Raw genomic sequence first — 11202 nt, 5'->3', positions numbered from 1 at the left:
GTTTTAATTTAAGCAATAACTATGCCTTGATTTTTATGGGAAAAAAGAAAACCGCATTTGTCTGTAGTGATTGTGGAGCGGAATTTGCTCGATGGCAAGGGCAATGTTCTGAATGTAAAGCCTGGAATACGATAACTGAGTTCAGAGTCCCCTCTGTGAAGGCCGCGCCGCGCGGCGGAACTATGGCTGGATATGCTGGCGTGGTGGAAGCCAAAGTCCAGACGCTGGACGAAGTTAACCTTGAATCACTGCCCAGATTTTCAACTGGATTCAAAGAGTTTGACCGTGTACTCGGGGGGGGCGTGGTACCAGGCAGTGCCATTTTAATTGGCGGTGAGCCGGGTGCTGGTAAGAGTACCTTATTATTGCAGACCATGTGCTTGCTGGCCGAATCTATGTCTACTTTATATGTGACAGGTGAAGAATCTTTGCAGCAGGTTGCGATGCGCGCCAAGCGTTTGGGCCTGCCAACTAACAAACTACGTACCCTGGCCGAAACAAACGTCGAAAGCATTTGCCAGCTGGCATTGCGTGAAAAGCCGGCCATTATGGTCATTGATTCAATTCAGGTGATGCACATGAGTGATGTGCAGTCCGCGCCGGGCAGTGTTTCTCAGGTGCGAGAAAGTGCCGCTTACCTGACCCGTTTTGCGAAGCAAAACCAGGTTGCCATTATTATGGTCGGCCACGTCACCAAAGATGGCTCACTGGCGGGGCCTAAGGTATTGGAGCACTGTATTGACTGCTCTATTTTGCTTGAAGGTAGCAGCGACAGTCGCTTCAGAACCTTGCGTGGTAATAAAAACCGTTTCGGTGCGGTCAATGAACTTGGGGTTTTTGCCATGACAGGGCAGGGCCTGAAAGAAGTGAGTAACCCCTCGGCGATTTTCCTCAACCGGGGTGAAGAGCAAACTCCCGGCTCTCTGGTCATGGTGATCTGGGAAGGCACCCGGCCACTGCTGGTGGAAGTTCAGGCGCTGGTGGACTACTCCCAATTGGCCAATCCACGGCGTGTTACTGTCGGTCTGGAGCAAAATCGTCTGGCCATGTTGCTTGCGGTGTTGCACCGCCACGGTGGTCTGCAGGTGGCGGATCAGGATGTGTTTGTCAACGTGGTTGGCGGCGTTAAAGTCTCTGAAACCAGTGCCGACTTAGCGTTGATCGCGGCTTTGGTGTCGAGCTTTAAAAACCATGCGCTGGAACGTCAGATGGTGGTATTTGGTGAAGTGGGCCTGGGCGGAGAGATCCGGCCGGTACCCAGTGGCCAGGAAAGACTGCGCGAAGCCGCGAAACATGGCTTCAAACGTGCTATCGTACCGATTGCGAATAAACCAAAGGACGCCATTGAGGGAATGGAGGTGGTCGCCGTTGCCAGCCTCAGTGATGCGCTCGAAGCCTTGTTTTAAAGGGAATCTATACAAATGAAAAAATCTACGATCATGCTGGCGTTAGGTGGTGTCATGTCAGCCGCTGTTGTTGGTGCACATCTATATGCAAATCAGCAGGCAGAATTGGCGGTGCAGCAGCAGATCGCGCAATTTGCAGAGCAATCTGAGCTGCTGATCGAGCACCAGGGCTCATCTTATAATCTGTTTACCAACACCGTTAAAGTTCAGTCTCTGGTGATCAAAGAAGCCACTGGGCAGCAGACGCTGCTCAACATTGGCGAGTTCAGCTTGCAGGGCTATGAAGCCGATAAAATCAGTGAGTTTACAGAGGTTAAGTTGACGAACGTCACACTCAGCCCGGTGCTGGCTGCAGAGCTTGAGCAGCAGGTCGCCACCCTGGCTGATACCAGCTATGCGCTGACCTCGTCTTTACGTTACAACCCGGACAACGGCAAGAGCCAGTTCAAATCATCTGTTGATGCGGCGGGAGTGGCAGGACTAACGTTTGATTTTGACCTGGGCAACAGCGCCGAGTTGATGGCCACTTCACTGGAGATGCAGCAGCAAGGTGGTGATTTGACGCTGGAGCAGGAATTACAGATGCAGAGCAAGCTCATTTCAGCGGTACAGACGCTACAGCCACAAAAGCTGACCTTTGCGATTGCCGGACAGCCCAAGCTGGATGCGCTGGTAACTGAGCTCCTTGCTAACAAAGGGCTGACCAAAGAGCAGTTTCAGCATATGCTGGCAATGCAACTTATGCAGGTGCCTGTCTCTGAGCAGGTCAAGCAGGGGCTTAGCGATTTTGCAACGGGTCTTAATAGCCTAGAGGTGAATGTTTCTGTCGATGAGGCAATGGATTTCAACACCTTTTCTCAGCAAGTTCAGATGCTGGCAGCCGATCCTGAGGGGCTGGAGAAGTTCCTCAATTTGAAGGTAACGGGTTCTTAACCTTAACCTCATAACGTAAAAAGCCACCTGACGGTGGCTTTTTTGTAACGCTCGAACACAGCTTAATTATTCAAAGCTAACATCAACTCACGATTACGTTCCAGCTTGGCCAGCATCTGCTGTGCCAGCGGCTTAAAGGTTGCCAGCTCTGCCGCAGGCAAAGGTTGCGACTTAGGCAGCTTGACGGTGCGTGGGTTGCGGTGCACTCCGTTAACTAAAAACTCATAGTGCAGGTGAGCACCTGTAACTCGGCCGGTCGCGCCGACAGTACCAATCTTCTGGCCCTGCTTGACCTTCTGGCCTTGTTTAACATGGCGTTTGTGCAGGTGCAGGTACTTCGTCACGTACTGGCTACCGTGCTGAATAAACACGTAATTACCATTGAGACGGTTATAGCCCGACTTGATCACTTTACCATTACCCGCTGATACTACAGGTGTACCGGTTCTGGCGGCATAATCTATTCCCCTGTGGGCAGACACACGACCGGTGACCGGGTGTAGGCGGCGTGGGTTAAAGTTAGAGCTGATATACTTAAAATCGACCGGTGCGCGCAGGAAGGCTTTCTTCATGCTGCGGCCTTCTGGAGTATAGAAGTCACCGTCAGAGTGGCGCACAGCTGTGTAACGCTCGCCCTGATTGATAAACTCAGCCGCGATGATCTTGCCTGTGCCTATCTCTTCACCGTCCACAAAATGTGATTCGTAGATAAGAGAAAACTGATCGCCCTTGCGAATATCGTTGGCAAAGTCGACATCCCAGCCAAAGATATGGGCAAAGTTCATGATCTGACGCTCAGACAGGCCCGCGGTAATACCAGCGGTCCAGAAGCTGGACTTGATCTCGCCACCGGCAGACTTTTCGACCGTCTCGATTTCTTTGCTCTCAATACGGGTGGCGTAGTTGCCTTCATCTGTGCGGCTGACCAGCAAAGTGTCGGTTTTAGACAACACATATTTGAGCTGCAGCAATTCACCTTGCGTATCACTGGCAAAACTCAGTACTTCACCAGGGTGGATCTTGGTGAGCTTGCGTGTCTCGGCGTTGGTGTTGACGAGTTTATGAAGTGTTTGTGCTGAATATCCGGCGCGTTTAAATATCACCGCCAGGCTGTCGCCATTGCGAACCTGGTGATCAACGAAGTCGTATTGGGGGGCTTCGGGCGCAAGTGGCTGTTCAACAGCAGCTGGCGCTTCGCTGAGCTCTGTCAGTTCAGGCTGTTGCTCACTGACATTCAAAGGGAGCTCGTAACGCTTGCCCACTTCGAGCGCGTCTTTGTCGTGATCTCGGGAGGCTGTTGCCTTCTCAGATGGGATGAGTGCAATAGCGACCATTGCTGACAGCAAGCCCAGGATCAGCAACTTGTGTTTTTTTGGGAGTTTGTGCACTGCATGTACCATAACGTGCCTTTTCCGCTGTCAAGAATTATTGCAAATAATAGTGCAGCATATACGTAATAATGCGCAAATACCAGTCTTTTATACATTTAAACTGCCCCGAATATAAGCTAAAATCGGGCGATTAACTGATTAAATTGTTGGAGTGAGGTTGGCGTGACAACTGTGGATATAGAAACGGCATTGGCAGAGATAAAGCGTGGTGCTGAAGAAATTCTGATTGAAGAAGATTTAAAGGAAAGGCTGAAGTCAGGTAAAAAATTGCGGATCAAGGCGGGTTTCGATCCAACAGCCCCGGATCTGCACTTGGGTCATACGGTCCTTATTAACAAGCTAAAAACTTTCCAAGACTTAGGTCACGAGGTTATTTTCCTGATCGGTGATTTCACCGGCATGATTGGCGACCCGACGGGTAAAAATGTCACTCGTAAACCACTCACCCGTGAAGACGTGTTAGCCAACGCTGAAACATATAAAGAGCAGGTATTTAAGATCCTGGATCCGGCCAAAACGACTGTCGCGTTCAATTCCGAGTGGATGGAAAAATTAGGCAGTGCGGGCATGATCAAGCTTGCAGCACGCCAAACGGTTGCGCGCATGCTAGAACGTGATGATTTCAAAAAGCGTTATGCCGGCGGCCAGTCAATTGCCATCCATGAATTCCTTTACCCACTGGTGCAGGGGTGGGACTCTGTGGCATTGCAAGCGGATGTCGAGCTCGGTGGTACCGATCAACGCTTTAACTTGTTGATGGGTAGGGAGTTACAAAAAGAAGAAGGGCAGAAGCCACAAACTGTGCTGATGATGCCGTTACTCGAAGGCACCGACGGCGTGCAGAAGATGTCTAAGTCACTGGGTAACTATATTGGTATCACAGACGCGCCAAACGATATGTTTGGTAAAGTGATGTCGATTTCAGACGAGTTGATGTGGCGTTATTACGAGCTGCTAAGTGCCAAGTCGCTGGAGGACATTGCCGGTCTTAAAGAAGAAGTAGCTGGCGGTCGTAACCCAAGAGACATCAAGATTGAATTTGCCAAAGAAATGATTGCGCGTTTCCACAGCGAAGCAGACGCAGAAGCTGCGCATCAGGACTTTATCAAGCGTTTTCAGAAAAATGCCCTGCCAGATGACATCCCTGAAGTGACCATCACTATTGAGGAACCAGCGACTTTCATTACCAATGTGTTGAAAGAGGCGGGTCTGGTTGCCAGTACCTCAGAAGCAATGCGCATGATTAAGCAAGGCGCGGTTAAACTCAATGGTGAAGAGAAAGTCACCGATTCTAAGCTGAGCGTTGAAAAAGGCTCAACTGCGATTTACCAGGTAGGTAAACGCAAGTTCGCTAAAATCAGCGTTGAGTGATCGGCTGCTTTAATCAAGTAAGCATAAACGTAAGGGGTGGCCATTTGGCCGCCCTTTTTAATGGCTGAGAATATTGACGGTAAGCCAGCACAAACACAGGGCGCACAGGAAAAACCAGCGCAAGGTTGCCAGCAGTCTGAGCATCAGGTCAATGGTCTCGGCTTCGGGTGGCGCGTCGCTGCCAATGCGCATATTGTCAAAGCGTTGCTGTTGATAAAAGCGAGGCCCCGCCAGCTGTGTATTGAGGTTAGCTGCGAACAGGCTCAGGATCCAGCCGGAGCCCGCGGGTCGGTAAAACTGACCATAATGTTTGAGATAGTGGAGAGTTTTACTCAGGTTTTGGGTCAGAGCCATTATGATGATTAAGCCTCTGACGGGCAGCCACTCCAATATACTCAAGCTTATTTGCAGAGGCTTGATAAATGACGCATCCGGTCGCATTTTGCTGCGCCAGGCATGGTCACAGAGCAGCATTAATTTATAACTCAGTGCCAGTAAAGGGCCGCCGATCAGATAAAACACAATGACCAGATAAAAATGCCGTATACCGCGCAGTGCCAGGCTATCCAGGCATGCCTTGCAAATGCCCATCACGGAAAGTTTCTCGACATCCCGGTTGACCATAGCGCCAAGTAACTGACGTGCTGCTGCTTTTTGTTGTTGTTTGAGTAAAACGGCAATACGCCTGGCACGGCGCTCGTGCTGAATATCAAGACACAGAAATAAGACAAGACCACCGAGCCACTGTGGATAGAAAGACAAATAACCGAGTGTGGCGAGCAGCAGCAGGATGACTAAAATGGGCAGCACAAATGCCAGGCTGCCGGATAGCCACTGGTAACTGCCAGGGGACTGAGGGCGATAAACCTTTTGAGCCAGGTTGGCAAACAGCAATGTCATCACTACATTGGGGTGATACAGACTGGATGTCCTGAAACCGATTGCGCTGAGCGTTGCCAGCAAAAAAATCAGCAAGCCCGTATGGGCTTGCAGTTGTTCAGCTAACACCTTAAAGCGAAACCTGATCCAGTTTTGCCAACAGGGCAGTCACCAGCTTAGAAGAATTCACCGAGGCGATTTCCAGGTAAGCTTCGAACGATTGCGGCGATTCTTTGCCGGCGATGTCTGATAACGAGCGGATCACAACAAACGGGGTATTCAGCACATGACAGGCCTGCGCGATGGCTGCACCTTCCATTTCAACGGCCAGCATCTGCGGGAAATCTTGACGTGTTTTGTCGATACGCGCCGGATCGCACATGAAAGAATCACCTGTACAAATTAAACCAACTTTAGTCTGAATGTCTGTCAGCTCACCGACACTTTGCTGAGCAGCATCGACTAAAGCCGGGTGTGCACTGAAACCTGCTGGCATTTGGGGAACCTGGCCCAGCTCATAACCAAACGCAGTAACGTCGACATCATGGTGTTTTACTTGTGATGAGATAACTACATCACCAACATTTAGTTCAGGGTCAAAACCACCGGCAGAGCCTGTATTAATTACACAATCTGGCGTGTAGTTATCGATAAGCAGCGTGGTGGCAACCGTTGCTGCTACTTTACCTATACCTGACTGAACTAACGTCACTTCATGACCACCCAGCTCGCCGTGGTAAAAGGTAAAGCCGCCTTTGGTTGCGGTTTGTGTGTTCTTCATTGCGCCACGCAGAATGGTGACTTCCTGCTCCATTGCGCCAATAATGCCTATTTTCATAATATTCTCTTATTTTTTAACTGTGTTGCTCATTATATATCAAAATGAGCTTTAGAAAATATGACGTTAGGCGAGTATGCGGTTTTGCTGTCAGCCTCTGGGGCCGACAGCGAATAGGGGGGATTAGATCTCTGCCAGCTGCGTAGAAGCGGCTTTGGCCTGAGAAGGTGACAGTACTGCAGGCTTGTAGTTACGATTACGCGGCTTGGCTTGTGGCTCCGGTTTCTTACCCAGCTTAAACAGAATGGCAGCGCGCACTTCTGCGCTCTTGTAGCCACTTTTCACTTTCATACGGATATGTGGGATCCCTGCCGACTCGAGCGCACCGCTGACAAACCAGTCTTTTTGTGCTTTGTGGCCATTTTTGTTGGCGTTGTTGACCAAGTCCACGGCAGCAACAATATTGAGCGTCTCTTTATCAACCAGCACGTAATCAAGCTGTTTGTTTTGTGCTTTGGTAATGGCTGAACGGCGTGCCTTTTTAGATAATCCAGGCTTGCACTCGATGATTTCAATGAGTTTAACCCGACTGACAACCTTAAACTTATCACCAACCGAGCGCTCCAATAGCTGTAAAAAGGAGGCTTCAACTGTGGTGAACACTGAATCCTTACGGTTAAACGGATAGGGATTACCGCCGGTATCCGTGTATTTTGAAATAACAATGGAAGCAATAACGACCAGCGCCAGAATAGATAATAATGTTAGTTCCATAAATCACTCCACGACAACAATTTGACTTTGAAATTATTAAGCAAAGAGTGTGCCTAAAGTGAGTGGAAGGAGGGAGATTATCAATTTTGCTCGGCGATCTGTACTTCGCCGAGCGGAGCTGAGAAAAGGCGGGACGCTGCTGGCTTAAGCGCGATAGCCGTCTTTCAGGCCTTTTACAGCATATGCAACTGCATCATGTGCATGTAAAGACTCATAGTGATTTATCTTTATATAGTAGTCCTGATAATTTTCTGCTTCAAACAAAGCTTTAAGCTTTCTTGCCGCATCTTCACAGAACATCAGGTTTTGTCCGTTAAGGCGGGCAAATTCTTGCTCGTCTTCGCGTTTAACTGCCGCCTGCACCGGCGTTTTTAGCTCATCTTCTACCAGATTTACCAGACCCAAAATGTCAAAGGCCTGACAGTTTTCATCTAGTTTGACTTTGATGTTAGTAACAGAGCGCTGCGAATGTGGCGTGGCTAAGATCCCTTCCGTGGTGCCCAGCCAGGCATGCACACTGGCATGGTCGAGTGACTGACCGGCAAACTTTTGCTCAAAGGCGTTTTGGATCAGCTGACGCGCCAGGGCAGCAGAGCAGGGGCAGGTCGATGAGTAAGTAACATCAACAGCCAGCTCCAGGCTAAACCGGCCGTCAGTAAGGCTGGCCGTAATGCTTACCGGGTAGTTTTTCCAACCCTGTTTGCCACTCAGTAGCGATGCACGACGCAGCGGCAACTCAAAATGAAAGGTCACTTTAGCACTGTGACTCAGCCCTTCGTGGCTGGTAATAAAGCTGTCTAATACCGAGCGAATTGCGCCTGGTGTGAGTGTTTGTTCACAAGATAAGGTATCGAGTGCCAAAAATAGCCGTGACATATGGATACCTTTGGCATCTTCCCTGTCTAGGCTGACAAATGCATCCGCTTTAGCGGTTACCGGGGTGTCATTGATGCCTTTGCTGGATAATAATAAAGGTAGCTCGATATTTCCCATTCCGACCCAGTCCAGCTTACCTTCTTGTAAGGCGTCCGCAGAATGTGCAATGTCAGGCATTGAAGTTGGCATTTGAACTCTCTTAATCACGACTATTAGGGTGGGGCATGTTACACCAAAATGTCACAACTTGCCGAGCGCGTTGGAAAATTTCTGGTAAAAAAATCGCCCAAGTGTGCAAAAATTCATACGCTGGGGTCGACTTTCTAAACACCTTCAAAAGGCAGAGAAATAGCGGGTTGCGGCGGTCATTCTGGTTTGTGCAATAGCGCTTGCGACTTTTGGTCACTCGCTTCTGCGTTTGGGTCAGGTATAATGTAAGGCGTTAACTGGGTGATTTTATTATGCTTGACTCTTCATTTGGGACCTGGGCCCGAATTTTATCTAATTTGATTAAGAATTACGGAGACCGCTGGGCAGGCGTGGTTGCCTATGCATTTGTGCTGGTGGTGTCTCTGGTGTTGGCGTGCATGTTTTACTATGTTGCGCTTGGCGAAGTCACGCTGGTCAATGTGTTGTCGGTGGTGATATTTGCCGCATTAACCTCGCCATTGCTGCTCTCCGTTGCCATCTATGCAATGCGTCAGCTGGATGCGTCAAAAGAGTATCTGGAATCTGCTACACAACAAGAAAAACTACTTAACCAGACACTCAAAGACAACATTAACCGGCTCAACAATGAGATAGATGAACGGAAAATGGCCTTGCATGCGAAGCATCGGGCGATTGCCGAACTACGCAAAGAAATAGCTGAGCGACGCAAAACTCAGCAAGAGCTGGCACAACAGAGCATGCTATTACGCAGTATTGTAGACTCCTCTCCGGATCTCTTTTACTACCGTGATGAGCGCGGGGTATTTGCCGGTTGTAATAAGAAGTTTGAACAAGTCATTGGCAAAACCAGTGAACAGCTAATTGGCCACACTGTGCAGGAAGTATTTGGTGAGCAAGACATTCCCAGAGTGTTGCAGACCGATGAGCAAGTGATAGAAACCCAACAGTCAATTAATGTCGACGTAGAATACCCGGTGGCAAACGAAAACTGCTGGTTTGAGATGCGCAAGCTGCCCTTCATTAACGATGATGGCGAATACATTGGTTTGCTGGCGTTCGGTCGTGATATTACCAGCCGTAAAGAAGCGGAGCAGGCGCTGGAAACAGCCTATAAAGACAAAGGGAAATTTATTGCCACTTTGAGCCACGAGCTGCGCACACCGCTCAATGGTATTGTCGGTTTGACGCGCATGCTGCTCGACACTGAGCTAACCAAGCAGCAGAAGAGCTGGTGTAACACAGTATTCTCCAGTGCTGAAACCCTGGGCAATATCTTTAACGACATTATCGATCTCGACAAGATAGATAGGGAGCAGCTGGATATCGCGACGGACAGTATTAATGTGTCGGACTTTATTAATGATGTGGTCAACTTTGCAGGGTTGATTGCGGAGCAAAAAGGTCTTGAGTTTAATATCAAGCGCACAGGCATGCTGGATATCTACGCCTTGCTGGACCCGACCCGACTGCGACAAGTACTTTGGAACCTAATCAACAACGCGGTGAAATTTACCCACAGAGGCGGCGTTACGCTGGAGTGTCGCCGTGAAAACCGCTCAGATGGCCCCTGGTTGTCTATCAGTGTTATCGATACGGGCGTTGGTATTCCCTCCGATCAGCAAGACCGTATTTTTGATATGTATTACAAAGCGCCTGATGCAAGTGGCAATAATGCCATCGGCTCGGGAATTGGTTTGGCGGTAACGAAAGCCCTGGTGCACGCCATGAAAGGCACGATTCATGTCAGCAGTATGCAAGGAGAGGGCAGTCGCTTTGATGTTGAGTTGCCGTTGGAGCTATGCACAGCCCCTAACGAGCAGAGCTATGCCGGTCGTAGCCTGTATATACTTTTGGTCGAAGACGTGCCGCTTAATGCCGAAATTGCCACTAACTTACTGGAGCAGCGCGGGCACGAAGTCGTGTGGGCTGAGACCGGTGAAGACGCCCTGTCGATGGTGGAAACGGAAGATGAATTGGATCTGATCCTGCTAGATATGCAGCTGCCGGATATTAATGGTGATGAAGTGGCAAGGCAGATCCGTGCCGACAGTCATTTTGATGAGCTGCCCATTGTTGCGCTGACAGCCAACGTGCGTAGTGCCGAGCAAGAGCTACAGGGGATCGATATTCAGGGCGCGCTGGCCAAACCCATCAATACGACTAAGCTGGATAAGATGCTTGCAGAGCTATTTGGTATTGAGACCAGTAAAGACAAGCAAGCCTCGCCTCAGTCTGAGCCGCTACAATTGAGTGAGCAAGAGCAAGCCCTGCTGGACGTTGAAACCATCACTGACTTTGTTTCATCCATGGGCATAGAGGCCTTCAAGCGCAGCTGTGATCTGTTTACCCGCCTTAACCCGACTTACTGCAACGAGCTTGATGAAGCAAACCAGAGTGATGATACCGAGACCTATGTGTCGGTGGCGCATAAGCTGAAAGGGGCCGCAGGCTCAGTCGGTTTGCAGAATGTACAGTTACATGCCAAAACGATGGAACTTGAAGGGGCTCAGGTGGAAACCGGGCAGCGTGCAGATTGGCTGGATGAGTTGGAAGTGAAAATAAGAGAAGGGCAGGCTGCCCTTCACTCATTAATTGCAAAACTCGCTGAAAACTCGTAACGCAA

The 11202-nt window shown here is 49.5% G+C and carries 9 protein-coding genes; 4 read left to right on the top strand and 5 right to left on the bottom strand.

All coding sequences use genetic code 11. The features are described 5' to 3' along the window. Positions 1–35: 35 nt before the first annotated feature. Positions 36–1406, top strand: a complete 1371-nt coding sequence (gene radA / locus TW77_RS17440) for a DNA repair protein RadA (RefSeq protein ID WP_046006249.1) — start codon at positions 36–38, stop codon at positions 1404–1406. Positions 1407–1421: 15 nt separating this feature from the next. Further along, positions 1422–2339: a hypothetical protein gene (locus tag TW77_RS24415; RefSeq protein ID WP_052713246.1), complete on the top strand. Its 918-nt coding sequence runs from the start codon at positions 1422–1424 to the stop codon at positions 2337–2339. Between the two features lie 62 nt (positions 2340–2401). On the opposite strand, the gene TW77_RS17430 is transcribed toward TW77_RS24415, so the two are convergent. Next, complete coding sequence (locus tag TW77_RS17430) at positions 2402–3739, bottom strand: peptidoglycan DD-metalloendopeptidase family protein (RefSeq protein WP_046006248.1); 1338 nt, start codon at positions 3737–3739, stop codon at positions 2402–2404. A gap of 162 nt (positions 3740–3901) precedes the next feature. Here TW77_RS17430 and tyrS point away from each other — a divergent pair, with 162 nt between their 5' ends. Further along, positions 3902–5101, top strand: coding sequence for a tyrosine--tRNA ligase (gene tyrS, locus TW77_RS17425; protein ID WP_046006278.1), 1200 nt, complete (start codon positions 3902–3904; stop codon positions 5099–5101). Positions 5102–5158: 57 nt separating this feature from the next. Here tyrS and TW77_RS17420 read toward each other — a convergent pair whose 3' ends face one another. The 4 genes from TW77_RS17420 to folE2 all read right to left on the bottom strand — a co-directional run bounded on the left by TW77_RS17420 (position 5159) and on the right by folE2 (position 8597). Next, positions 5159–6109 carry a cobalamin biosynthesis protein gene (locus tag TW77_RS17420; RefSeq protein WP_046006247.1) on the bottom strand — a complete coding sequence of 317 codons (951 nt, stop codon included), beginning with the start codon at positions 6107–6109 and terminating at the stop codon, positions 5159–5161. Position 6110: 1 nt separating this feature from the next. After that, a complete protein-coding gene (gene mtnN, locus TW77_RS17415; RefSeq protein WP_046006246.1) occupies positions 6111–6818 on the bottom strand; it encodes a 5'-methylthioadenosine/S-adenosylhomocysteine nucleosidase in 708 nt (235 codons plus the stop codon). A 123-nt stretch (positions 6819–6941) separates the two neighbouring features. After that, positions 6942–7532: a DUF2726 domain-containing protein gene (locus TW77_RS17410; RefSeq protein WP_046006245.1), complete on the bottom strand. Its 591-nt coding sequence runs from the start codon at positions 7530–7532 to the stop codon at positions 6942–6944. Between the two features lie 144 nt (positions 7533–7676). Beyond that, the gene (gene folE2, locus TW77_RS17405) at positions 7677–8597 is read right to left on the bottom strand and encodes a GTP cyclohydrolase FolE2 (protein ID WP_046006244.1); all 921 of its coding nucleotides are present in this window, start codon (positions 8595–8597) and stop codon (positions 7677–7679) included. A gap of 272 nt (positions 8598–8869) precedes the next feature. Here folE2 and arcB point away from each other — a divergent pair, with 272 nt between their 5' ends. Next, entirely contained in the window at positions 8870–11197 is a 2328-nt protein-coding gene (gene arcB, locus TW77_RS17400; RefSeq protein WP_046006243.1) for an aerobic respiration two-component sensor histidine kinase ArcB, read from the top strand. Positions 11198–11202 lie beyond the last annotated feature (5 nt).

The sequence above is a fragment of the Pseudoalteromonas rubra genome (assembly GCF_000967655.1).
GTDB classification, from domain to species: domain Bacteria; phylum Pseudomonadota; class Gammaproteobacteria; order Enterobacterales; family Alteromonadaceae; genus Pseudoalteromonas; species Pseudoalteromonas rubra_A.
Note: the sequence above shows the minus strand (reverse complement) of the source record. Positions and strands in the feature narration are given on the sequence as shown.